25 protein-coding genes and 2 tRNA genes are annotated in these 22007 nt (G+C 57.9%); 17 read left to right on the top strand and 10 right to left on the bottom strand.

The genetic code is table 11. The features are described from left to right. The 3 genes from ABH15_RS10210 to ABH15_RS10200 form a co-directional block, all read right to left on the bottom strand. The coding region (locus tag ABH15_RS10210; protein WP_164913720.1) for a DUF2795 domain-containing protein at nt 1-355 on the bottom strand (355 nt) is incomplete at its 3' end. A gap of 336 nt (nt 356-691) precedes the next feature. Further along, nucleotides 692-1450: a roadblock/LC7 domain-containing protein gene (locus tag ABH15_RS10205; protein ID WP_128694226.1), complete on the bottom strand. Its 759-nt coding sequence runs from the start codon at nt 1448-1450 to the stop codon at nt 692-694. Between the two features lie 64 nt (nt 1451-1514). Beyond that, nucleotides 1515-1943: a HAMP domain-containing protein gene (locus ABH15_RS10200; RefSeq protein ID WP_128694225.1), complete on the bottom strand. Its 429-nt coding sequence runs from the start codon at nt 1941-1943 to the stop codon at nt 1515-1517. Nucleotides 1944-2316: 373 nt separating this feature from the next. Here ABH15_RS10200 and ABH15_RS10195 point away from each other — a divergent pair, with 373 nt between their 5' ends. From ABH15_RS10195 to ABH15_RS10185, 3 genes are read left to right on the top strand one after another with little or no spacing between them, the layout of a single operon-like run. Beyond that, the gene (locus ABH15_RS10195; RefSeq protein ID WP_128694224.1) at nt 2317-3630 is read left to right on the top strand and encodes a protoporphyrinogen/coproporphyrinogen oxidase; all 1314 of its coding nucleotides are present in this window, start codon (nt 2317-2319) and stop codon (nt 3628-3630) included. Continuing rightward, nucleotides 3627-4604: a glycosyltransferase family 4 protein gene (locus ABH15_RS10190; RefSeq protein WP_128694223.1), complete on the top strand. Its 978-nt coding sequence runs from the start codon at nt 3627-3629 to the stop codon at nt 4602-4604. Before ABH15_RS10195 ends, ABH15_RS10190 begins: the two co-directional genes overlap by 4 nt. Further along, nucleotides 4601-5299, top strand: coding sequence for a glycosyltransferase (locus tag ABH15_RS10185; protein WP_128694222.1), 699 nt, complete (start codon nt 4601-4603; stop codon nt 5297-5299). Before ABH15_RS10190 ends, ABH15_RS10185 begins: the two co-directional genes overlap by 4 nt. Before the next feature lie 15 nt (nt 5300-5314). On the opposite strand, the gene msrA is transcribed toward ABH15_RS10185, so the two are convergent. Both msrA and ABH15_RS10175 read right to left on the bottom strand, forming a co-directional pair. After that, nucleotides 5315-5803: a peptide-methionine (S)-S-oxide reductase MsrA gene (gene msrA, locus ABH15_RS10180; protein WP_128694221.1), complete on the bottom strand. Its 489-nt coding sequence runs from the start codon at nt 5801-5803 to the stop codon at nt 5315-5317. Between the two features lie 182 nt (nt 5804-5985). Further along, nucleotides 5986-6243: a hypothetical protein gene (locus ABH15_RS10175; RefSeq protein ID WP_128694220.1), complete on the bottom strand. Its 258-nt coding sequence runs from the start codon at nt 6241-6243 to the stop codon at nt 5986-5988. Nucleotides 6244-6424: 181 nt separating this feature from the next. Between ABH15_RS10175 and ABH15_RS10170 the strand changes: the two genes are divergently transcribed. The 3 genes from ABH15_RS10170 to ABH15_RS10160 all read left to right on the top strand — a co-directional run bounded on the left by ABH15_RS10170 (nt 6425) and on the right by ABH15_RS10160 (nt 8851). Beyond that, entirely contained in the window at nt 6425-6982 is a 558-nt protein-coding gene (locus ABH15_RS10170) for a ferredoxin domain-containing protein (RefSeq protein WP_128694219.1), read from the top strand. Between the two features lie 14 nt (nt 6983-6996). Next, nucleotides 6997-8076, top strand: a complete 1080-nt coding sequence (locus ABH15_RS10165) for a GHMP family kinase ATP-binding protein (protein WP_128694218.1) — start codon at nt 6997-6999, stop codon at nt 8074-8076. Nucleotides 8077-8170: 94 nt separating this feature from the next. Continuing rightward, nucleotides 8171-8851, top strand: a complete 681-nt coding sequence (locus tag ABH15_RS10160; RefSeq protein ID WP_206633443.1) for a LamG-like jellyroll fold domain-containing protein — start codon at nt 8171-8173, stop codon at nt 8849-8851. A gap of 13 nt (nt 8852-8864) precedes the next feature. Here ABH15_RS10160 and ABH15_RS10155 read toward each other — a convergent pair whose 3' ends face one another. The 3 genes from ABH15_RS10155 to ABH15_RS10145 all read right to left on the bottom strand — a co-directional run bounded on the left by ABH15_RS10155 (nt 8865) and on the right by ABH15_RS10145 (nt 11400). Beyond that, complete coding sequence (locus tag ABH15_RS10155; protein WP_128694216.1) at nt 8865-9647, bottom strand: hypothetical protein; 783 nt, start codon at nt 9645-9647, stop codon at nt 8865-8867. A 214-nt stretch (nt 9648-9861) separates the two neighbouring features. Then, nucleotides 9862-11043, bottom strand: coding sequence for a bifunctional 5,6,7,8-tetrahydromethanopterin hydro-lyase/3-hexulose-6-phosphate synthase (locus ABH15_RS10150; protein WP_128694215.1), 1182 nt, complete (start codon nt 11041-11043; stop codon nt 9862-9864). 205 nt (nt 11044-11248) lie between these two features. After that, nucleotides 11249-11400, bottom strand: a tRNA-Trp gene (locus ABH15_RS10145). A gap of 92 nt (nt 11401-11492) precedes the next feature. On the opposite strand from ABH15_RS10145, the gene ABH15_RS10140 reads away from it, so the two are divergent. Beyond that, the gene (locus ABH15_RS10140) at nt 11493-13193 is read left to right on the top strand and encodes an AMP-binding protein (RefSeq protein WP_128694214.1); all 1701 of its coding nucleotides are present in this window, start codon (nt 11493-11495) and stop codon (nt 13191-13193) included. A 19-nt stretch (nt 13194-13212) separates the two neighbouring features. Continuing rightward, on the top strand, nt 13213-14064 hold the full coding sequence (locus ABH15_RS10135) for a 4Fe-4S ferredoxin (protein WP_128694213.1): 852 nt from the start codon (nt 13213-13215) through the stop codon (nt 14062-14064). Nucleotides 14065-14070: 6 nt separating this feature from the next. Here ABH15_RS10135 and ABH15_RS10130 read toward each other — a convergent pair whose 3' ends face one another. After that, nucleotides 14071-15396: an amidohydrolase gene (locus ABH15_RS10130; RefSeq protein ID WP_128694212.1), complete on the bottom strand. Its 1326-nt coding sequence runs from the start codon at nt 15394-15396 to the stop codon at nt 14071-14073. Continuing rightward, nucleotides 15393-16064, bottom strand: coding sequence for an MTAP family purine nucleoside phosphorylase (locus ABH15_RS10125; protein WP_128694211.1), 672 nt, complete (start codon nt 16062-16064; stop codon nt 15393-15395). The genes ABH15_RS10130 and ABH15_RS10125 overlap by 4 nt, the downstream gene beginning before the upstream one ends. Before the next feature lie 173 nt (nt 16065-16237). Between ABH15_RS10125 and ABH15_RS10120 the strand changes: the two genes are divergently transcribed. The 9 genes from ABH15_RS10120 to ABH15_RS10080 all read left to right on the top strand — a co-directional run bounded on the left by ABH15_RS10120 (nt 16238) and on the right by ABH15_RS10080 (nt 21727). Further along, on the top strand, nt 16238-17359 hold the full coding sequence (locus ABH15_RS10120) for a nicotinate phosphoribosyltransferase (RefSeq protein WP_128694210.1): 1122 nt from the start codon (nt 16238-16240) through the stop codon (nt 17357-17359). 67 nt (nt 17360-17426) lie between these two features. Beyond that, nucleotides 17427-17498: transfer RNA gene (locus ABH15_RS10115), tRNA-Ala, on the top strand. A 993-nt stretch (nt 17499-18491) separates the two neighbouring features. After that, nucleotides 18492-18671, top strand: a complete 180-nt coding sequence (locus ABH15_RS10110; protein ID WP_128694209.1) for a hypothetical protein — start codon at nt 18492-18494, stop codon at nt 18669-18671. A gap of 3 nt (nt 18672-18674) precedes the next feature. Next, entirely contained in the window at nt 18675-19154 is a 480-nt protein-coding gene (locus ABH15_RS10105; RefSeq protein WP_128694208.1) for a hypothetical protein, read from the top strand. Nucleotides 19155-19250: 96 nt separating this feature from the next. Next, nucleotides 19251-19598, top strand: a complete 348-nt coding sequence (locus ABH15_RS10100; RefSeq protein WP_128694207.1) for a hypothetical protein — start codon at nt 19251-19253, stop codon at nt 19596-19598. 1 nt (nt 19599) lies between these two features. Beyond that, on the top strand, nt 19600-20106 hold the full coding sequence (locus ABH15_RS10095; RefSeq protein WP_128694206.1) for a hypothetical protein: 507 nt from the start codon (nt 19600-19602) through the stop codon (nt 20104-20106). 3 nt (nt 20107-20109) lie between these two features. Beyond that, a complete protein-coding gene (locus ABH15_RS10090; protein WP_128694205.1) occupies nt 20110-20823 on the top strand; it encodes a hypothetical protein in 714 nt (237 codons plus the stop codon). Nucleotides 20824-20838: 15 nt separating this feature from the next. Then, a complete protein-coding gene (locus ABH15_RS10085) occupies nt 20839-21054 on the top strand; it encodes a hypothetical protein (protein ID WP_128694204.1) in 216 nt (71 codons plus the stop codon). Between the two features lie 88 nt (nt 21055-21142). Beyond that, nucleotides 21143-21727, top strand: coding sequence for a hypothetical protein (locus ABH15_RS10080; protein WP_128694203.1), 585 nt, complete (start codon nt 21143-21145; stop codon nt 21725-21727). Nucleotides 21728-22007: the final 280 nt, after the last annotated feature.

The following is a 22007-nucleotide window of genomic DNA, read 5'->3' as shown; positions in this document are numbered from 1 at the left end:
CGACACGCTCGCGGGTTTCCTCGTCGGCAGCCTGCAGGCCCCGGGTCTCGTGCGGTGCCTCGCCGCCGGCACGGGCGACACGCTCGCGGGTCTCCTCGTCGGCGGCGGCGAGCCCGACTTTTTCGCCCGACGACGCCGATGTCGATTCGACGCCATGTCCCGCGAGCGCTTTGCTGATATCGATCGGTGAGCGGTACGCCGAATCGGGCAGGCTCTTCAGAGTGTTGATGACATCCCGGTTGGCGTCGTTCTTCTTCGCCTGGTTGATAAGGTCCTGCCGGCCGGCCGGATAGTTGATACCCTTCAGATATTTTTCTATTACTGCCGGGTTTGCTTTTATCTCCGATTTTGCCATTATCAGTTACCTCCAGTGGCGGCCGCTTTCATGGCATCACCAATATATAATGCTGATTATGTAATGCACCGCACGACGGTGCACCGATCCGGCCATGCGGAGATGAGAAAACCATCGTGACCCCGGCCGGGACGGGTCGCCAGGCCTCCTCTACTATAACAATTGGCCGCATACTCCCCATGTACGACGTCCCGGCGGCCACCACATGATCTCTGGCAGCCCGGTGAAGGAGAGAAGGTGCACGGCTGACAGTCTCTCGTCTGCAAAAAAGTGCAGGAGGGGATTATAGTAGCCGGCCCGGGAAGAAAATGTATCCCCGATTTCGGGGAGATGCACTCATGCAAGCGCTGTGAGATCGCGCAACATCTTTCGGATCTGTCCGAAGTGCAGTTCCGGTCGTGCTACAATACAGAGGTAATCCTTGCCAAACGGGGTGATGAGTACGTTCCCCTCGCGGTAGAAACTGGTCATCTGTACAAAGGAGCCCATATCAGCGATCGAGCCAAGCTCGGACGCCCAGCGGATCATATCCTCCGCCGTGGCAACGAGGTAGTCGAAATCAGCATCTCCTGCCGAACGGATGACGAGTCCCTCGGCAAAGCGGGCGGCTGCTATGATCCCGGGCTCGGCCAGGAGGCGGGCGGGGTCGAAGCCCGAGAGTTCACTCCGGGGCTCTCCGGCGCCACCCCCCGGCGGCGATGGTGGCGAGGCTTGCCGAACCGGAGTCTCCTCCGCCGGCAGGCATTCCGAATCTCCGGCCTTTGCAGACTCCTCGTCGCTGTATGCAGATACGAGCCCCTCGGCCGAGCAGGCGGCGTAGGCTGCCTGGAATTCGTCGTGTGAGTAGCGCCGCATGGTAAAGTCGATGAGAGGCTGCTGTGAGAAATACTTCCTGGCGGCAGGCCCCCGGAGCACATTGGCCGCATACCGGAAGTAGTATGCAAGAGGCGCCCCCTTCCGCACCAGAATGAACCCTTTTCCGTCCTGAACCGTGATCACGACGATTCCGACGAATCGGGTGGTATGCGAATATATCCACTCAAGCGGTGCCTGCATCTCTCCGATGCTCGTTCCCGGGGGCAGTCTGTCGATCATAGGACGAAAGGTGTGGTTTTTCGGTGTTCACCGGCGGTGCAGAGGCTTTCCTGATTCTGCATGGTCACTCTGCGTCTTCTTTAGCCAGCGTATCGAGGATCCTGTACGCGTTCACGAGTTTCCCGAACGCTGCGGCGAGCTCGCCGATCTCGTCGTTGCTGACGACGGTGATCTCGGTCTCATCGAGGTTCCCCCGGCTCACGCTCGTCGCAACCCGGGAGAGCTGCTCGATCGGACTTGTAATGCTCCGTGCAAGGAAGAAACTCCACATCACCACAAGCCCCACCGTGAGGAGGGTTAAGAGGAAGATGCTGTTCTGGAGACCGAGCGATGCGACCACACTCCCGGTATCGCCTGCCGATACCAGTCCGAGAAGCGCAACCGGAATAACCGCAACGAAGAGCATACTGGCCATCAGTTTGTAGAAGATCGGGATCTGGAGCGAAAAACCCTGAGTTCCGAGTTCAAACTGTTTCTGTGCCCATTCAACCATATGCGAATATTGCTCTAGTGTACTATTAATAGTTAACTATTTTTTTCAGCCACAGTATGGCACTTAAAGCAAAAACTATCTAATAATGCACCTCTAATATAGCAATACTTCAAAGAAATCCAATTTAGAAATATCTGTCCGATTAGTAAATGTGTTTCCATTACCAGTATAACGCAATACATTTCCAATTGCCGACAAACAACCGGCTTTTCCGGTGCCCGGGGAGAAAATATCCCCCTGCCGATAAGGCCGGAGGCAGAGGGATACATTCTGTTGAAGACCGGAAACCGAAGGAGATACCAGGGCAATGACGAGAATTCAGGGCAGAATAGATGGTCAACCATATAAGCCTGTGATGTCAAACAATAGGAACGTGAAATCGGCGATACTCGGCGGCGGGCTGACGGGAATCACCCTTGCCCGGCTCTTGCAGGAGAATGGAGAAGATGTCGTTGTTCTGGAGCGCGAACCACGAATCGGCGGCCTCTGCCGATCGGTCACCAGTGCCGGTTTCACCTTTGATATCGGAGGCTCGCATATCATTTTTTCGCGGGATACCGAAGTACTCGCATTCATGCGTGAGGTGCTCGGTGAGAATAAAGACCAGCGGGCACGCAATACGAAGATCCTCTATAAAGGTCGATACGTAAAATACCCCTTCGAAAACGGCCTTGCCGCCCTCCCGAAAGACGACCTCTTCTTCTGCATCAACGAGTTCGTCAGGACACTCATCGCCGTCGAGAAAGGAGAGGTGCCGCCGCCGGCGAACTTTGCCGAGTGGATAGGCGCGACCTTCGGGCGGGGAATAGCCGAGTGCTACATGCTCCCGTACAACGAGAAGATCTGGAACTACCCCGCGGAACGGATGTCGCACCACTGGGTCGACGGCCGCATTCCCCGCCCGCCCGTCGAGGATATCATCAAGTCCGCGATCGGCATCGAGACGGAGGGCTACACCCACCAGGCCGTCTTCACCTACCCGGTGACGGGAGGGATCGAGGCTCTGGTCGACGCGATTGCCGCCCCGGTCATGCCTTCGGTCATAACCGGATTCTCCGTCACCGCGATCCGCAAGAAAGACGGATCGTTCGTCATCAGCGACGGCGAGCGGGAGGTAGAGGCCGACCGGATCATCTCGACGATCCCGCTCCAGGCGCTCCTCCCCACCCTCGATGATGTTCCGGAGGAGGTCGTCAAGGCCTGCGACGCCCTCCGCTACAACTCCCTCTGCTCGGTCTTCATTGGCCTCGCGGGCTCTGTTCCCGACCTCTCCTGGGTCTATGTCCCTGAAGAGAGTGTCGGGCTTTTCAACCGGATCTCCTTCCCCTCGAACTACAGCACCGCTGTCGCTCCGGAAGGGCACGGCTCTATCCTCGCCGAGATAACCTACAACGACGGCGATGCGATCTCCCTGATGACCGATGCGGAGGTTATCGATCACACCGTCTCCTCGCTCTGCAGGGCAGGTATCATCCGCGATGCCGGGGACGTCGTCTACACCGGCGTCGAACGGCAGAAGTTCGCCTATGTCGTCTACGATCTCGACTACCGAAAGAACATTACGCTTGTACGGGAATACTGCCGTGCCCGGGATATCGCCCTTGTCGGGCGTTTCTCGGAGTTCGAGTATCTGAACATGGACGGCTGCATCAGGAGCGCAATCACCTTTGCGAGGGCCGATCGATGAGAGTCAACATCTTCGTCGAAGACTTCCGTTTTCTCAAGTACATCGGGTGTGCGACGGCGGCACGGACGCTGTATAGTCATCTCTCCAGGCTTCCGGACCTCGAAGTGGCGCGAAACTCCTACAAAGATCGGTTCGATCTGACCCACTACCATACTTTCGGGCCGTGGGCGATGTACCACCTCAAGTTCACCGACGGGGTCAAAGTCCTCACCGCCCACTCGACGCCGCGGCTCAACGACGGAAACGTCGCTTTTTCCGCGCGGATCAACCGGGTATACCCGAAGATCTACCGGAAGTTCGATCACATCATCACGATCTCCGAGCCCTGCCACCGCGAGACCGACCAGATGGTGCCCGAGGTCGCAAAGACCCTTATTCCGAACGGCATCGACCGGGAGTACTTCACCCCGGACGCAAAGAAGCGCCGGGTCTTTCGGGAGCAGTACGGGATCGACCCCGACCGGAAGGTTGTGCTCTCGGTCGGGCAGCAGACCCCGCGAAAGGGGATCTACGATTTTCTCAAACTCGCCGAGACGCACCCGGAGATAACCTGGGTCTGGGTGGGCGGGTTTCCCTACGGCACGCTCTCAAAAGACTATACCCGGATCCAGGTGGCGAAGAGCCGGTGCCACGAGAACGTCATCTTCACGGGTGTCGTCGACGATATCTCGGCGCCGTACTGCGGTGCGGACGTCTTCTTCATGCCCTCGCATGCCGAAACCTTCGGCCTCGTCATCGTCGAGGCGCTCGCGACCGGCCTTCCCGTGATCGCACGGGACATCTACGAGTTCCGTGAGATCTTCGGCGATTCGGTGCTCTTCTTCCACGAGACCGAAGATGTGCATACGATGCTCGGAGACGACAGTCTGCTGAAGGCCTGCAGGCGTCAGGCACGGGCGTCGACGGAGAAATACGACATCAACCTTATTGCCGGACTGCATCAACAGTTGTACAAAGACCTGGTGGAGCCATGATATCGATCATCATTCCGACCTTCAACGAAGAAGCAAATATCGCCCGGTGCTTATCGTCGCTCGCCGACCAGACGGTGCCGCGCAGCACCTACGAGATCATCGTTGTGGACGGAAACTCGAAAGACCGGACGCGCGAACTCGCCGAACCGCTCGCCGACAGCGTCTTTATCCAGAAGAGCAAGAAGGTCGGGGGCGCCAGAAACGACGGCGCGATGGAGTCGCAGGGATCGATCGTCGCGACGACGGATGCGGACTGCATCCTCCCCCGGAACTGGGTGGAGACGATCGCACGCGACTTCGACCGCCGCGATATCGTCCAGCTCTACGGCACCGTCTATCCCCTCGAAGGCGGGATCAAGAACCACCTCTCGCTCGTCGGCGCCAACACCTTCTCCCGGCTCGGCTACCATACCCGAACCATCTACTTCACGCTCGGATGCAATACCGCGTTCGACCGCGAGGCCTTCATCGAGGCGGGGATGTACCGGTGCATCGACGCCGGAGACGACCTTGAGATAGCGCAAAGGATGCGAAAACTCGGCAGGGTGATGCTCGACCCGTCCCTGCGCGTCGGTTTCTCGATGCGCCGCTACCAGCAGTTCGGGACGATCAAGTCCGTCTACGAGTGGCTGGCGATCGTGGCGAGCGGCGGCGACTCTGCAAAAGCCACCTACTCGAAACGGACGTACAAGTGACGGACGGGCATCCGATCAGAACCGACAGCCCGTCCTCCCCTGCTTCGCAAAATACTGCTGGTGATACTCCTCCGCCCGCCAGAATGTCGAGGCCGGTTCGATCGCGGTGACGATCTCCCTCCGAAACTTGCCGGAGCGCCCGATCTGCTCTTTCGACTCCCGGGCGGCGGCCTCCTGCTCCGGGGTGTGGTAAAAGATCACCGACCGGTACTGCGTCCCGACATCCGGCCCCTGCCGGTTTAGCGTCGTCGGGTCATGCACCGTCCAGAATACGTGCAGCAGGTTCTCGTACCGCACCACCGTCGGGTCGTACACTACCTCGACCACCTCCGCATGGCCGGTTCGCCCCGTGCAGACATCCCGGTAGGAGGGGTTCTCGACCGTACCTCCCATAAACCCGACCGCCGTCGATACGACGCCGGGAACCTCCTGGAACGCCTCTTCGACGCCCCAGAAACAGCCTGCACCGAACGTAGCCTTCTCAAAATCACTCTTCTCTGCCATCGGTAGCATCCTTACGGTGATGAATAAAAAAGGTGCCGACGGTACGTGCATATGAGATATACGAGTGCCCGATTGGGCTTTCTGAGCCGTTGAAGACAGGCTTTTCATCCGCACGGCATCGCTTGCGAGCGGAGGAAAAGCCCTTTAGGCACGTTTTTTCTTCTCTTCGATACCGCGCCCGGTCAGGGGCGCTTATCCCGTACGCTTCTCTCCCCGCCCATCGTCTCGATGGCATAGAAGAGAGCGAGCGTCATAAGCGGCATCAGGACAAGGAACATCAGGTATTCAAGAGATGCTTCTCCGAATTGATCGATCGAGAAGATCACGGCCTTCTCCGGCGATGAGTATGCTTTCAGGAATGTCCATACAAAGAGCGATGCGACTCCGTAGGTAATGATTAACCCAAGGTAGACTACAAATGCCTTTACTCTTCCCCCCATTGTTTTTCCCCTAAACCAGAGTTATACTCTGCTTTTGACGTCGTCGATACAAGCATGAGATACCGGGAGCACACATATAAACATATCGCCGGCAGCCCGACGAGACCTGCCTATACGGCTATCAGGGCTGTCAGACAGAGCATCGGATCTACTAACATCTCGGCAAGGCAATACTATCCGCATGAACAGCAGTGTCGAGACACAAGCCGTCATCACCGTCGCCCGGTTGATGGCACTCTCCGCACGGACGGCTCCGAAGGGAAAAGGAGTCGATGCGATAACGATCGCAGTGGTCACCGGTGACGAGCTCCGCGAGCTTGCCGGGTCGATGAACGCCTTCGGCGAAGAGAACGATCTGGCTTTCTTCATCAGGGATGCAAAGAACGTAAGAGAGAGCGACGCTTGCGTCCTTATCGGATCCGATGTTGGAAGCGTCGTCGGGATCAACTGTGGAGGATGCGGATTTGTGACCTGTGCAGCGATGCTGGAAGCGCAGAAGGAGACCCTGAAGAGGGATACGCCGTTCAAAGGGTATAACTGCGTCGTCAGGATGGCAGATCTCGGCATCGCCGTCGGCTCTGCCGCGAAGACGGCGTCCATCCACAATGTCGACAACCGGATCATGTATACCGCCGGCGTCGGCGCGATCAGGCTCGGCTGGATGCCGGGGTGCGGCGTCGCCTACGGTATTCCTCTCAAGGCATCTGGCAAGAATATCTTCTTTGACCGCACACGCTAATGGATTGTGATACCATGGCTGTCATGAAGATACGGGGAGGCGATCTCGATCTCGTCGAGTACGAATTCCCCTCATTCCCTCCGGGTGAGAATCTCCGGACACTCGGGTTAAAAAAGGAGTACGCTCTTTCTCCCGTCCCGGGAACCGTACGGGTGCGGGCACCCTCCCGCATCCACCTCACCGTCCTTGACATGAACCGGTTCGCGCCGGACCGGCCGGGCGGCGGCGGGATCGGGTTTGCCATTCAGACGTACTGCACCGCAGAGGTTACCTGCATCCCATCCGGAATAGAGATCGACTACTCGCGAAAGCCCATCCTGCGCCACTTCATCGAGGTCTTCCGGAACGTCGTCGGCTACGAGGGAGGGTTCGCCATCTCGGCACGCGACCACATGCACGAGCATGTAGGCCTCGGGTCGACCAGCACCATTCTGATCGCCGTTGCAAACGCCCTGAACGCTGCGATCGGCTCTCCGCTGACGCAGGATCAGCTCCGCCTCCTCCTCGGCAGCAACTACGTCGAAGAGACGGCCGAGGGAAGTGTCGCCTTCGGGTTCGAGACCGGCGTCGGGCCTGCCGTCAGCACCTACGGCGGCATGGCGATTATGGGCGACGAACTGACGCTCGTCTACCGCCATCCCTTCGCCGAAGGGAAGCGGGTTTACATCGCCATCCCGCCCTCGGACATCTCGAGCGCCGGTGAGAAAGAGTTCGATCTCCTGATGAACAAGGCACGGACGCTCGACTACCGCGACCGCGAGCTCAAGTCGTATATGGTTCTGATGGACCTTATCCCGGCTCTCGAGCAGGGCAATCTTGCGAAGATCGGCGAGATCATCTGGGAGATCGAGTTCCGCGGTTCGAAGCGTGCCGAGGTCGAGCACCACGGGTTCGAACTCTACCGGTATATGGCCGCCCTACGCGATGCCGGACTTGAGTTCGTCGGGATGAGTTCGGTAGGCCCCTCGATCGCCGTCATCACCGACCGCGATGAAGCAGACGTGGCCACGGTTTTCGGATCCCTCGGCCTGAAGATCGCCATCGCCACCGAGGTCGATAACGAAGGCCTGACAATCAGCCTCCCCGACCACTAACTTTTTTACGGGTTTCGTGTATCATCGCTCACGGTTGCGCGCCCTGCTTTCAGCGGGTATACGTTCCGTACGGCCGGTGTGGGAGAGAAGCGTGATGAGTTTGAAAGAGTATGCCCTGCTTCTGGTGGTTGCCGCAGCCCTTGCCGGTCACGTCTCGGCGATAGAGATCCCGCTCCTGCTCTTTGAAGACTCTTTCGAGACCGGGACTTTTGAGAACTGGGATGAGGCGCAGTGCCGGTGGCGGATCGGAACCGACTCCCATACAGGAGAGTATGCAGCAGCCTGTATCGTCGAAGGAAAGGTCGATGCGCCCGGCAGGGCGCTCATCAAGACACTGGACTATACCGGCAGCTACAGAGTCGAGGGGTGGTTCAAGACCACCAAACTCGGCACTCTTACCTGCAGCAGCCTGTACATCCTCGGGGAGGTTCCCGGGAAAGAATCGCTCCTCTATTCGCTGCAGGTGATCGAGGGCGGCCGGATCGGCTACAACCAGCGGAACGAATCAGGGAAGCACTGCCTCTACTCCGACGAACCTGTAGTCAGGGCGGGGCAGTGGCACCGGTTCGCCGTCTGCTACGACCGTGACGCATCGACCCAATCGGTCTGGATCGACGGCCGGTATCTCGGGACGTCGCTGTTACGGACGCTCTCCGGTGAACCCGTCAGACCGGACGAATGCATATCGCTCCGGATAGGCGGCGGGTCAACCTGGGGGGTCGGGGACGAACCCGATATTGCGATCATCGACGATATCCGGGTGACGACCGCGTGACCGGAAAAATGGATTATGCTGTTGAGAAAGAGAGGGAGAGGAGAGCAACCGGGCTGTCGTTCTCCGACTCTGCGACGACGACGCCGTCGGCAGAGAGGGCAGCAGAGAGGACTCCCGAAACCGGTGCGGCCTTCTTCACCGTCACGTACGCACCTCTCCCGGTGCCGAGCGGGAACTCCTTCTTCTCGTCGATAGTATCAGTCCACTCCGACGGCGAGGTACCGTCGAGTTCCGAAAAGATCCACACCGTCCCGTTATACCGGATCGTGAGCACGTAGTCCACCTCGCCGGCCAGCAGTTCCGGCGAGGGGGCGACGAACCGCATGGTTTCCGGCGTGTCGTAGACGAAACCCCCCTGCAGGTTGCCGCTGCCGTCTTTGATCGGTATCTGCATCACGATCCTCTGCTGAGTGACGCCACTCTCATCGAACTCCCGTGCGTCTGCCGGGGTATCCGCCGAACGGTTGTCGTACAGGACATATGCAGCGTCGCCGTCTCCAACAACCGTCCGTATCCGGTAGGTTCCGTTCGTCGTGTCGACAGCGGTGATCAGCCAGTCCTCCGCTCCGCCGGGAGACGATACGAGGTCTGCAGCCTGGTACTCCGGTGAGTACGGCACCGTTGCAGTCGTCACCGGAGTCTGGAGCGTCGTCGCCTGATCCGTGGACTCTGCCGTCGGCAGCGTCGTTAACGGAGTCTGCGGCCCGGCAACATCGCCGCTATCGGTGCATCCGGAGACCAGCAGTGCGAGAACCACCAGCACGAAGAGAGAGAGTCGGAGTATCGCTCTATGCATACCGCAGAGTTGCGCTCTGATCTTCTAAAGCATTCCGGTACGGTTCCCGGCGATTCCATACCGGATGAGCATATGTTTCACCGTACCTCCGTCGCAGGGGCTTTCCTGCCGCCGGAGCCGGCCGTGCAGTCCATCCCGGGAGGGCCGCAGTATCCGCGGCGATAAATACACCCCTCTTTTCGGGCAGGGACAGGAAAAAAAGTATTCCGACCGATTAGAAATCGGTCATGATTCTGAACTGGTCGATCTCTTCCTGGCTGAGTTCTTCGAGGAACTCTTCGGCCGCATGCTGGATGTTCTTGCTTGCGGTGATGGCGCGCCCGACGACGAGGATATCGGCACCGGAGGCAAGAGCCTTCTTCACGACGTGCTGCCTGATGCCGCCTGCCGTTGCGACGAGGAGCCTCTTGCCGCCCGCTTCCTTGATGGCAGGGATGTTGCCCCAGGCGTGCTCGGTTCCTTCCACGTCGATAGCACGGTGGAGTTCGACGATATCGGGCTTGACGGCGAGGCTCGCGATGAGGCCGACCGGGTCTTCGACGTTCAGCATGTCGACGACGGTGTAGATACCGGTCTTTTTGGTGTCGCTGATCGCCTTTTCGATCGTCGAGACGGGCGCAAGCCCGGAGATGACGACGGCGTCGGCGCCGGCGTCGGCGGCCATCCGTGCCTCGAGGTTGCCGGTGTCGAGCGTCTTTAAGTCCGCGATGATGAAGGCGTTCGGCCGGAGTTTCCGGATCTCGCCTATCACCGAGAGACCGAACTTCTTGATGAGCGGTGTGCCGGCCTCGATGAGGAGGTGATCGTTCTGCGGAAGTTCGGAGAGCACCCGCTCGACCTGCCGCATGTCCACGAGGTCCATGGCGACCTGCAGGTAGGGCGGATCCCAGAGCCGCTGCACCTTGAAGCCCATGACGGCGTGGGCTGCACGGTCTTTTTCATGGAGGAGCGTCCCGGTGTCGGGGAACTTATCGAGCGCACGCCGGACGGCGAGCTTCATCGCCCCGTAGTTGAAGCGGTAGATCCTGTTGTAGTCCTCGGCGCTCGGGTGCATGAAAACGCTTGCGAGGATAACGATATCCTCGAGATCGATCCCCTCAAAGACACCTTCTTCGACCGAGTCGGCTACGGCCTTTGCGACTGCGGCCTGCATGGGCCCGAACATCTGGTTCACCTGCGCCTCTTTCTTGAGGGTGACCTTCGGGATGACGAGGGTTGCGGGCTTGGTCATCAGGTTCGGACGCACGACACCGAGCAGGGGCGTGTGGCCCGCCGAGAGCTGCGAGAATGCATTTGCGAACGCCTGCCCGACGGCTCCGTTCTTATCCCCGATAATTAAATCGATATGCGCGAGTTCCGCGCCTTCTCCAACGAGTGCTTCGCCAATAAGATACATAGATTTCCCCATTATTCTGCCCTCATAGTTGGAGGGCATATTATATTAACACGCCCGCATCGGCATCATCACCTGCAGTCGGGGCTTACCTGGGGCTTTGTACAGGAGGGCGGAAGATGGAATAAAACGACAATCCGGGAAGAACAGAAGAATCTGCAACGGTAACCGAAGGGGCAGGCTCCGGAAGAAGAGTCATCAGAAGATGTGGGGTCGGTGAGATTTGAACTCACGATCGACGGGTCTCTCCGACATGCATCAGTGCTCCAACGGGTCATCATCTCTTATCAGGAGACCCATTGTTCATCACATGCAAAGACCGCTGGAGCCCGTCGCCATTCCTGACTAGGCCACGACCCCACGTGCACTCCATATTGGGAGTATCGAGTATTAAGATTTCCGATATGCCAAAGCAGCAACCATTTAGTTTCCTCATCTCCCATTTATGTGAGATGGTTGAGGGCAGCTACGCGTGTGGAAGTTCCGATATCCCCCTGCAGGGTATCACCATAGGAGAGATGCTGAACAGGATTGCGGCAAAGTATCCCGAGAACGAGGCCATAGTCTCGGTTCATCAGGATATCAGGTGGACATATGCGGATTTTCTCGACCGCGTGGACAGACTGGCACGCGCACTCATGGCCCTCGATGTCGAGCGCGGAGACCGTGTCGGCATCTGGGCGCTGAACTATGCCGAGTGGGTGCTCACCCAGTTCGCCACCGCGAAGATCGGCGCAATTATGGTGAACATCAACCCCGCTTATCGGACGTACGAGTTCGAATACGCCATCAGGCAGTCCGAGGTGCAGACGCTCCTTATCCAGGGGCGGTTTAAGACCTCCGACTACGTCGGGATGTTCTACGAAGCGTGCCCCGAGGCGTTCGAAGGCACACCCGGCCGTATTAACAGCGATAAGTTCCCGTTCTTAAAGAACGTGGTCTTCATCGGCGATATCCCCTACAACGGCATGTTCACCTGGGACGAACTCCTCGAGAAGGGAGATGCGATCAGCCCGGACGAGCTCGCCGAGCGTGAGGAGTCGCTTAACTTCGACGACGCGATCAATATCCAGTACACCAGCGGTACGACCGGGTTTCCGAAGGGCGTCGTGCTGACGCACCACAATATCCTCAACAACGGCTACATCATCGGGGAAGGGATGAAGTTCACCGAAGCGGATCGGCTCTGTATCCCGGTGCCCTTCTACCACTGCTTCGGGATGGTGCTCTCGAATATGGCCTGCGTCACCCACGGTTCGACGATGGTGCTCCCCTCCCCCGTCTTCAACGCCGAGGCCGTCCTCCAGACGATCCAGGACGAGAAGTGTACGGCCGTTCACGGTGTCCCGACGATGTTCATCGCCGAGCTCTCGCACCCCAATTTCTCGTCGTTCAAGCTCGACTCGCTCCGGACCGGGATTATGGCCGGCTCTCCCTGCCCGATCGAGGTGATGCGCGAGGTCAATAAAAAGATGAATATGTCCGATATTGTCATCGTCTACGGGCAGACCGAGACCTCCCCCGGCGTCACGATGACGACGACGGTCGACCCGCTCGAGCGGCGCGTCTCCACGGTGGGAAGGCCCTTCCCCCATACGGAGATCAAGATCATCGACCCGAACACGAAGAAGATCGTTCCCCGCGGCGAGACCGGGGAGATCTGCGCCCGGGGCTACTGCGTCATGCGCTGCTACTACAACAACCCGAACGCGACGCACGCCACCATCGACGATAACGGCTGGAATCACACCGGCGACCTCGGAACGATGGACGACGAGGATTATATCCGGATCGTCGGCAGGCTGAAGGATATGGTCATCCGCGGCGGCGAGAATATCTACCCCCGTGAGATCGAGGAGTTCCTCCACAACCACCCGGCAATCGCCGACGTCTACGTCATCGGCGTCCCCGACCAGAAGTACGGCGAAGAGCTGATGGCCTGGATCAAGGTAGAAGGAGGGGCGACCCTGACCGACGACGCGGTGCGGGAATACTGCCGCGGCAAGATCGCCCACTTCAAGATCCCGCGCTACTACAAGTACGTCGACGAGTTCCCGATGACCATCTCCGGCAAGATCCAGAAGTTCAAGATGCGCGAGCAGGCGATCGAGGAACTCAATCTCGAGGGCGCCTCGAAGATCGAAACCGCGTGAAGGGAGATCACCCTTTTTTATGGACAATAAGGTATATTTTTGGATCGAACAGGAGATCAGGTCGTTCCTTGCTGACCCGGTCATAAACCGGCTTTCCCCGGACTGTCAGGAGCCTGCATGGGATAGCCCGCTCATCGGCGTTTCCCGCGGCGACGACCCGCTCTACCAGGAGTTTTTGGAGAGCATCGGCCCGTTTTACTGGACACCCCTCGAGGCGTTCCGCACCGCTTTTCCGGGTAGTGACGTTACGGCCGCCGATCTTGCCGTCATCGTCTGGGCGCTGCCGCAGACCGAAGCGACGCGGCGGGATCACCGGGCGGCCAGTGAGCTCCCCTCCCGCCGCTGGAGCCTCTCCCGCCACTACGGCGAGGAGGTGAACGACCAGATCCGGGATCGCCTCGCCTCCCTGCTCACCGAAGCCGGATATCCGGCAGTCGCACCGTCCAGGCTCCCGGCGTGGCGGCGCGAAGAGTCGGAACGGTTTGGAACAGCGTCCTGCTGGTCGGAGCGGCACGCCGCCTACGCCTCGGGACTCGGTACCTTCGGCCTCTGCGACGGCCTGATCACGGAGCGGGGAAAAGCGGTGCGCTTCGGGTCGGTAATTGCCCGGATCGACCTTCCTCCGACGCCACGGCCGTACGCGACCCACACTGCATACTGCCTCGGAAAGGACGGATGCACCGCCTGTATCCGTCGCTGCCCCGCGGGCGCGATCTCGGCGGCGGGGCACGACAAGGAGCGGTGCTTCGCATACATCCGGGAGGTCACGATGGCCACCGTCGAGCGCGAGATCGGTATCCCGGTCGCAAGCTGCGGCCTCTGCCAGACCGGCGTGCCCTGCGAGGCCCGGCGACCGGGCCGTCGGCAATAAAAAAAGTTACGAGGCGTCTTGTGCCCGGCAGACCAGCGCCGCGGCAGCTTCTGCGGCTCCTTTCAGGATAGCGGCCTCGCCGGGGACGACCCGGTCGTACATGACGAACCTGCCGCCGCAGAGGACGGTATGCACCGCTCCCCCGTTGCAGGCGTAGGCGATGTTCGAGTCGGCGTTGTGGAGCGGCGTTGCGCACGCCTTCCGGCGGTCGACGAGCACGATGTCGGCGGGTGCTCCGACGGTCAGGGTACCGGAGCCGATGCCGAGCGCCCGTGCCCCTCCCGCCGTTGCGACCCGGATCGCCTCCTCTGCGGGGAGCAGCGTCTGGGAGTTCCAGGCGAACTTCTGCAAAAGGGCTGCAAACTTCACTTCCTCGAGCATGTCCAGATTGTTGTTCGAGGCGCAGCCGTCGGTTCCGAGGCAGACGTTCGCGCCGTACTCCCGGAGGTGGTGGTAGGGCATGGCACGCCCGACGGCGAGCTTCATGTTGCTTGCAGGGTTGTGGGAGGCGTTGACGCCGCGCTCCCCAAAGAGACGGCAGTCGGCCTCGTCGAGCCAGCAGCAGTGAGCGGCGACGGTACGCGGCGTTAAGCATCCGCAGTCGTCGAGGAGCGCGGGAGGACGTTTGCCGAACTGCGCCACACAGTCGACGACCTCTTTCTCGGTCTCGCTGACGTGGATGTGGATCCCGATCTCCTGCTCGCGAGCGTATTCGGCACACCAGCGGAGCCCTTCCGGAGAGACGGTGTAGACCGCGTGCGGCCCGACCGCTGCCGTGAGCCGCGGGTTCTTCTGCCCTTTGATGTGGGAGACGAGCGTTTCGGTCGCTTTGATCTCGGTCTCGCGCTTCTCCTCCATGCCGAGGTCGATGAACCCGTGGGCGAAGGTGCCCCGGATCCCCATCTCGTCGGTCGCTTCGGCGGCCCGCTCCATGAAGAAGTACATGTCGTTGAAGGCGGTCGTGCCCGAGCGGATCATCTCGAGACATGCAAGTTTCGTGCCCCAGTAGACGTCGTCACCGGTCAGGTGCGCTTCAAGCGGCCAGATCTTCTGTGTCAGCCAGTCCTGGAGCGGCATGTCGTCCGCATACCCCCGCAGCAGCGTCATCGCCGCGTGGGTATGGGTGTTTACGAGTCCCGGGATGGCGATGCTCTCGGAGCCGTCGACGGCTATGTCGATATCGATGACGTCCCGCACGCCGTTCTTCTCGCCGATCTCGACGATCGTCCCCGTCTCGTCTATCGCAATGTCCACCCGCTTCCCGCCGACGAGAACGTCGGTGATGAGGGTAGAACCCTCTCTCTCAAAGATATCGTCGATAATCTCCTTCATGCCAATCGCTCCACAATTTTTTTGAGGATCTCCTCGGTTCTCCCGCAGTACTCCCGCGAGGTTGCGAGGATGTGTTCGTAGGTGAGGAGTTCCTCACCGATTCCGTGCGCGTAGTTGTCCACCGTGCAGACGGCGGCATACCGCATGCCGAGCTCGAGAGCGAGCGTCGCCTCGCTCGCCACCGTCATGCCGACGATATCTGCAACCTTTGCAAGTGCTTTGACCTCGGCGACCGTCTCGATGCGCGGGCCGCGCGTCTGGACGTATATTCCACCGTTATGAGCCTGCGGCACCAGTTCAGAGAGTATTCCACAGAGCTCCGGATCCAGTTCCGGCCGGATGTGTTCGATCCGGTAGTCGTGGATCGAGGGTATATCAGTTATGCTCAGGTAGTCGGACGGAACCACCACCGATCCCGGCGTGATGGCAGCCCGGAGCGACCCGGCAGAGCCGAAGGCAACGATCCGATCCACTCCGAGGATGGCGAGCGCCGCAAGGCAGGCACGGTAGTTGATGCGGTGGGGGGGCAGGCCGAACTGGTGGCGCATGAGGAGTGCGAACTCTCCCGTATACACTTCGGCACGCCCGAAAGGCGTGCTGACGGTCTCCTTTGTAAGCGGCGGCAGGTCGGCGAAGAGCAGGCTCGTTCCACCGATGATCCCGAGCATCAGCGGCATCCCCCGTCCACGCGTTCCACCGGCAGTTCTTCGGGTTCGTGCGCCCTTCCGTGCTTCATCTGTGTACCGGTTGCCCGTGCAGGCTCAAAAACCAATCTATACGGCTCCGTGCACGCCGGGCTGCTTCAGCAGGCATAAACCCCGGGAGCGACCACGCTAGTACGATGGGCAGATTTTTGACCGTGGATGAGGATGCGATCCGCGAGGGGCGCTGCACCGACGTCTACTTCGAGCGGATCGAGAGTGTCCTTGCGAAAGATGATATCAACCCGGAGGTCGTCGTGGAGGTCGGTGCACCGGCTCTCCCGGATGGGTGGGCGGTATTCTGCGGCCTCGCCGACGTCCTCTCGCTCCTTGAGGGACTCGACCTTTCCGTCGACGCGATGCCGGAGGGCTCGGTCTTCTTCCCCGGTGAGCCGGTGCTCCGGATCACCGGGAGGTACCGCACCTTCGCCGCGTACGAGACGGCGATCCTCGGGTTCCTCTGCCACGCCTCCGGTGTCGCCTCGGCGGCGGCGCATATCCGCGTGGCTGCGGGCGATCGTCCGGTCTACTCCTTCGGGTCGCGCCGCCAGCACCCCGCGATCGCGCCGATGATCGAGCGTGCCGCCTGGATCGGCGGGGTCGAGGGCGTCTCGAATACCTGCGCTCCGGAGGGTATTCCCCTCGCCGGGACGATGCCGCACGCGTTCGTGATCTGCTACCCGCGGCAGGAGGATGCCTGGACGGCGTTCGACCGCCACACGCCGCCGTCCGTCCCGCGGATCATGCTCTGCGACACCTTCGACGACGAAAAATCGGAGGCGGTCCGGGCGGCGAAGGTCGGTGCCGCCGCCGTCCGGCTCGATACGCCGCGGTCACGGCGGGGCGATATGCGCTCGATCATCGAGGAGGTGCGCTGGGAGCTCGACGCACGCGGCTACGGAAACGTCCGGATCTTCCTCTCCGGGGGGGTTACGCGCGAGGATGTCGCCCTCTACCGCGATATCGTCGATGCGTTCGGGGTCGGCGGCGCGATCGCGAACGCGCCCGTGGTCGACTTTTCGATGGACATCGTGGAGATTGACGGCAGGATATGCGCAAAACGCGGAAAGCGCAGCGGTGCGAAGCAGGTCTACGATCTTCCGTCCGGGACGCGCCTCGTGCGCCTTGCCCGCGAGCCTGCTCCCGAGGGCGCGACGCCGCTCATTGTCCCCGTCATCGAAAGCGGCCGCATCGTGCGGGAATCAGGGCATACGGAGGCACGGGAGCGGGTTTTGTCCCGGCTCTCCCGTCTTACGGCATGATCGCCGGTGAAAAACAGAAACGAATCATTTTATCTGATAGAGGACAACATTGTAGGGTAACAGCAGCGGGCCGATAGATCAGGGGAAGATCGCTTCCTTGGCATGGAAGAGGCCGCGGGTTCAATTCCCGCTCGGTCCATCCTTTTTCAGAAACGAAAATCATTGCGGGATTCATCTTTGAAATCGAATCCAAAATCAAGGCATCTACCAGTTTCGAGGCATTTGTGCCGTATTTTTCCAGCAATGCTATCGCTTCGGGCGACAGTGAAAACTGCTTTCGTTTCCTAAATCGTTCGTTATCGTAGTGAATCGACATTCTCTCTGTTCTCCGCTCCTGCTTCTCTTTGTCATTACGTGTCATGACGTGTCATGACACAATACGGAAGTGGTGAGGGATGACGTATATACCAAGTGTAACAATTACCGGCGGGTTGAGGTGCGCGTGATACGTGCGATTTTGGCGTGTCAGCAGGGGCATGATACCTTCCGGTGATCGGGATTGCCGATCAGGATGGTGCTCTGTGAGCATACCGGAATGTCGGGAAAATGGCTCCCCTGGGGAAAAGGTGTCGTGTAATACCCTGTATTATTATTAATACTACTTAGGTACGAGAGAGAGAGAGAGAGAGAGAGAGAGAGAGAGAGAGAGTTTATCCTTAAGCATCCCGGTCACTCCGTCTTTTTCAGCATGTGGCGGTAGGTGAAGGTTATCGCTATTCTCAGAGCCTCGGTATCGCTGGATACTCCGGTGAACTGTCGAATCTCATCTATTTTGTGTCGTTCATAATCCTGCAATGTGAGTTTGATAATGTCGGCGCGCGGTTGATCGGCTTGTCGAGTCATCACCAAAAGTTGTGCATGACTATTTAAACGTATAGCCACGAAACGGGGGCTAATCCGGGCTCCATTCTGTTCGGTACGGCTGAACTTTTCCAATGCCATTGGAGGTGTACAGTACTCCTGGATTCGTACAATGGCATAGGGTTATACCATTCATGTTAAGAAAGTCCTTGAAGTACTCTGAAGTACCATTGAGGTACAACACTGGGCTTTAATCACTTAGAATGTAAAATAAGCAAAGGATATTTTTTATTTCACAACATTAATAATTCACTCACTCTAACGTAATTATATGGAAAGTGTTAACGAAAACACGATTCATCCTGTGTTGGGGAAGGTAATCTCCTCACGTATCGAAGGGGAATTACTCGACAAGTACCTGAGGGCAAAAAAGGCTCTCGGTATCCGTAACGACAGTGAAGCTCTCCGGTATTTTTTAACCCAGTACTTCGAGGCGTTCCCGGTGGTGTGATCGGTGATCGTCCTTCATGACTTCTCGGCATTTTGGGGGAGAACTGCGGCTGGCTCGGATGTCTTCTACTCATGGAAGATCGAAACACGGCGGGATAGGTTCGGGCTGCCGATGGTGTACATCGGGTATTACCTGTACGGCTTCGGGAAGGACGGGATAACTCCTCTCCTCTACGAGTCCGGGGAGACGATCAGCGCGGAGAGTGTCGGGGTAAACCGGTTGAATACCCTGAACGATGTTGTTGCAGGGAAGACCGGCAACTTCGAGCGGCGGGTAAGGGTTGCAGCTTCCGATATGGGGCATACTGCCGTTCCCGGACGGCTGCACACGGAAGAAGAGATCGTGCGGTCGATGCTGGCCGATCTTCTCGGTTCCCGGCTGGCAGAGTTCGAGCGGCGGCTCGCTGCTATGGAAGGGAGCATGGCGGCGTGTCATGGTTCAAAGGAAGAAGAGAGCGATGGCTCGCAGTATATCGAGGCGTGAGGGGTGGTGAGTGTGCCGGACTGTAAAACGTGCGATCATGCTTACCGATCTTCCTTTGTCGATATGATACGGTCGGCTCGGCCTGGAACGGCGTCGATGTACGATATTGACATGGTGCTAGAGGTCGATAGCAGAATCGTCGCTATCTTCGAGTATAAGAGATACCAGAAGCGGTATCCCGATTATATGATACCGGCGTTTGAGTATATCGCCCTCATGAAGTTCGCCCGTCTGCTCCGGGTCGTGCCGTATATCATTGTCGAGATTGTCGAGGGCGGGCAGTCTTTCCACGTCTTCAAGGTGGATCGGTTCGCTCCGAAACGCGAGCTGATAACGTGGAAGACAGGGCGGAAGTTTGCGGTCTTCCCCGCTTCGGAATCGGAAGAGATGGATGCCGACGATCTCCGGGAGTTTATCACGAGTTTAGCGCAGGGGGGAGCGTAGCGTGTCGCGGGTCATCTTCACTGCGTCGCTCACCGATCCGACGGTCGCGGTTCACCTTGAGTCGTTCAAGAGCAGTGGCGGCAACATCTCCGGGCTGGTGCAGAACCTCCTGAAGACGTACTTCGAGGGCGGGCGGGAGCTGGGCGGCGGCTCCGGTATCCGGTATAAGCTGATTGAGGAGCGGCTAAACTCGCTCGTTCACGAAGCGGATACGCTGCGGGCGGAGCTGGAACGATATAAGCGGCACGTCACCGAGGAGGAGACGAAGAGAGGAGAGGATACCGAAGCGTTGCGGGTCGCTCTCGAAAAGATGTTTGATGATGTCCTGGCTATGGGGGTTCGCTCTTGGCTGCGGGAGAACCGGTTTACCGGTCAGACTCCCGCTATGGTTGTCCGGAAACGGATCAACATCGTAGCGCAGAAGACCGGCTCATCGTATCCGGAGGTGGCAGCGGCGCTGCTTGCCATGCTTCCGGAGATGCAGCAGTTCAACATTAACGAGGTGTGAGGGATGCAAGCAAAACCACTTTTTACCGAAACGACGACGACACCAAGTAATGCAACCAACGACAGAAACAACAAGGGTTTAAAGACGTTTTCAGCGCGGATTATGCGCGGGTTCGACAAGCGAAGCACCGATTACGGGCGGTTCGGGTATACCAACATTCTCGACCTGGAACGGGGAGAACCGAACAGCGACAAATCCATCAGAGTTGTCCTCTTGAGGGACGGAAGCCCAATAACCACGTTTCTACCGACAAAGGAGTTAACCCAACAGGAGGTGATGGCGGTTCATGCCTTCATCAACCGGGGGCGGTCAGACACGCTCGAATCCGTTACGGACGATACCCTAGAGTCATACGCTTTCCAGAAGCCGAAGAACGGCACGTCCAAACCGAAGCTCTCCGGGCTGGATTACCTGGAAGAGAGACTGAAGCCGAAAGAGGGCGGGATAACCGAAGCGGTCAGCACGACCACAATAACGGCGGCACAGTCCCGGTTTAAACCGGTGACTGTCCGTAAGACCTATACTCTCACCGTCACGGAAGAGTACGTGCTGCCGATGACCGATAAGACACTCTCAGAGTTCAAGAGGATGCGAGAAGGGGATGAGAAGGCACGTATCACCTATCAGTATCTTTTAGAGCGGCATACCGAAGAGAAGAAGCCGGACGGCACACGGACGGAGAGCACCGGCGATCCGCATTTTGAGATCATGGTTTAACGGCGGGCTGGTATCATGACATTTTCAGATGACGTAGAAAAATACGCTCAACTCAGCGAGAAGCGGGATATTCTGAAGGATTGGTTAAAGGCGATACCTTGCCCGTTCTGCGGCGGGAAGATTCTCTCCGATGGGTTTATGGCGATATGTGACCGGGATACGTGCGAATTTCATATCCTTGTGAATCTGGTGTTTATCGGTTCGTTTGAAGGGATGGAAAAACAGTTCTGAACATCAAGAACTCCGTTTATTCACATTCGCCCCGCACTGATTCATATTTTTATAATTTAAGGTGTACCGTTAAGCTGTTGGTGGACAGATGACAGGAAGCTGGGCATTAAGAGTCGCAAAGAATGTTTTCCCACGATCTGTTGAGCAAGAAAATTTGAGGAAGGCATTGAAAGAATGGAGAGCTACAGCAGAAAGTCCTGTTGACTTCTCCCAAACCGATGACGGTGCAGAGGTTGAAAATTACCCTCCCTGTGATCTATGTGATTATCCCCACATAAAAACGGGTTACCTTATTAGAAATGTCTATACCGGTCATACTTTGACAATAGGGTCTGAGTGTATCCTGAAGTTTCAGCCGGAATTTGAGGTGAAAAAGGCAAACTATGAACATGTCATCGACTGCCTGAATAAGCTCAAGACGAAAATTGGTGACGAAGAAGGAGCAAGCTTTATTAATTACTATGTCAAAAATGAAGCATTCACTCCAAAACAACTGATTTTGGTTTTAAGAATGCTCAAACGGTATAATATCCCCTATACAGCTTTCTGCTTTAAGTTAAAAATACGGAGAAATCGTGAAAAACTGCAGTTTGAGCGTCTTACAGACGATGAAATTTCTCTAATAAGCAAATGCCTCTCCCCTTCACAAAAAAAGAAATTAGATTTGATGTAGGGATAAAACAGGCAGGTAAGGTTTCATTTCCTTGAATCCTAGGCCATTCTGACCATCTACTTTCGTTATCTGTTCTCATTTCTGTTTCTCATGGAGAAAATGAATAGATTATGTTGTAATCAGAAATAATCTTGCAATGCGGACTAATGATAAAAGAGCCGCAAAAACAAGGTATGTTGTAAAGATAAAGAGAACAAATAAGAAGGCTGATATGAAAAGGTTTGGAATCTGTAATGATACAAAAATGTAGAGGTAAATACCCACTATTATAACCAGAAAT

Source organism: Methanoculleus taiwanensis, assembly GCF_004102725.1.
In the GTDB taxonomy this organism is placed as follows: domain Archaea; phylum Halobacteriota; class Methanomicrobia; order Methanomicrobiales; family Methanoculleaceae; genus Methanoculleus_A; species Methanoculleus_A taiwanensis.
The sequence above is the reverse complement of the archived record's forward strand: the minus strand, read 5'-3'. Positions and strand labels throughout refer to the sequence as shown.

Excerpts from the sequence above, each read along its gene's own strand:
- ABH15_RS10120 (WP_128694210.1), top strand. The coding sequence starts at position 16,238 with ATGGGCAGATTTTTGACCGTGGATGAGGATGCGATCCGCGAGGGGCGC.
- ABH15_RS10160 (WP_206633443.1), top strand. The coding sequence starts at position 8,171 with ATGAGTTTGAAAGAGTATGCCCTGCTTCTGGTGGTTGCCGCAGCCCTT.
- ABH15_RS10170 (WP_128694219.1), top strand. The coding sequence starts at position 6,425 with ATGAACAGCAGTGTCGAGACACAAGCCGTCATCACCGTCGCCCGGTTG.
- ABH15_RS10085 (WP_128694204.1), top strand. The coding sequence starts at position 20,839 with ATGACATTTTCAGATGACGTAGAAAAATACGCTCAACTCAGCGAGAAG.
- ABH15_RS10200 (WP_128694225.1), bottom strand. The coding sequence starts at position 1,943 with ATGGTTGAATGGGCACAGAAACAGTTTGAACTCGGAACTCAGGGTTTT.
- ABH15_RS10110 (WP_128694209.1), top strand. The coding sequence starts at position 18,492 with ATGGAAAGTGTTAACGAAAACACGATTCATCCTGTGTTGGGGAAGGTA.
- ABH15_RS10140 (WP_128694214.1), top strand. The coding sequence starts at position 11,493 with ATGGTTGAGGGCAGCTACGCGTGTGGAAGTTCCGATATCCCCCTGCAG.
- ABH15_RS10130 (WP_128694212.1), bottom strand. The coding sequence starts at position 15,396 with ATGAAGGAGATTATCGACGATATCTTTGAGAGAGAGGGTTCTACCCTC.
- ABH15_RS10190 (WP_128694223.1), top strand. The coding sequence starts at position 3,627 with ATGAGAGTCAACATCTTCGTCGAAGACTTCCGTTTTCTCAAGTACATC.
- ABH15_RS10185 (WP_128694222.1), top strand. The coding sequence starts at position 4,601 with ATGATATCGATCATCATTCCGACCTTCAACGAAGAAGCAAATATCGCC.
- ABH15_RS10090 (WP_128694205.1), top strand. The coding sequence starts at position 20,110 with ATGCAAGCAAAACCACTTTTTACCGAAACGACGACGACACCAAGTAAT.
- ABH15_RS10135 (WP_128694213.1), top strand. The coding sequence starts at position 13,213 with ATGGACAATAAGGTATATTTTTGGATCGAACAGGAGATCAGGTCGTTC.
- ABH15_RS10125 (WP_128694211.1), bottom strand. The coding sequence starts at position 16,064 with ATGCTCGGGATCATCGGTGGAACGAGCCTGCTCTTCGCCGACCTGCCG.
- ABH15_RS10165 (WP_128694218.1), top strand. The coding sequence starts at position 6,997 with ATGGCTGTCATGAAGATACGGGGAGGCGATCTCGATCTCGTCGAGTAC.
- ABH15_RS10100 (WP_128694207.1), top strand. The coding sequence starts at position 19,251 with ATGTACGATATTGACATGGTGCTAGAGGTCGATAGCAGAATCGTCGCT.
- ABH15_RS10175 (WP_128694220.1), bottom strand. The coding sequence starts at position 6,243 with ATGGGGGGAAGAGTAAAGGCATTTGTAGTCTACCTTGGGTTAATCATT.
- msrA (WP_128694221.1), bottom strand. The coding sequence starts at position 5,803 with ATGGCAGAGAAGAGTGATTTTGAGAAGGCTACGTTCGGTGCAGGCTGT.
- ABH15_RS10155 (WP_128694216.1), bottom strand. The coding sequence starts at position 9,647 with ATGCATAGAGCGATACTCCGACTCTCTCTCTTCGTGCTGGTGGTTCTC.
- ABH15_RS10150 (WP_128694215.1), bottom strand. The coding sequence starts at position 11,043 with ATGTATCTTATTGGCGAAGCACTCGTTGGAGAAGGCGCGGAACTCGCG.
- ABH15_RS10205 (WP_128694226.1), bottom strand. The coding sequence starts at position 1,450 with ATGATCGACAGACTGCCCCCGGGAACGAGCATCGGAGAGATGCAGGCA.
- ABH15_RS10080 (WP_128694203.1), top strand. The coding sequence starts at position 21,143 with ATGACAGGAAGCTGGGCATTAAGAGTCGCAAAGAATGTTTTCCCACGA.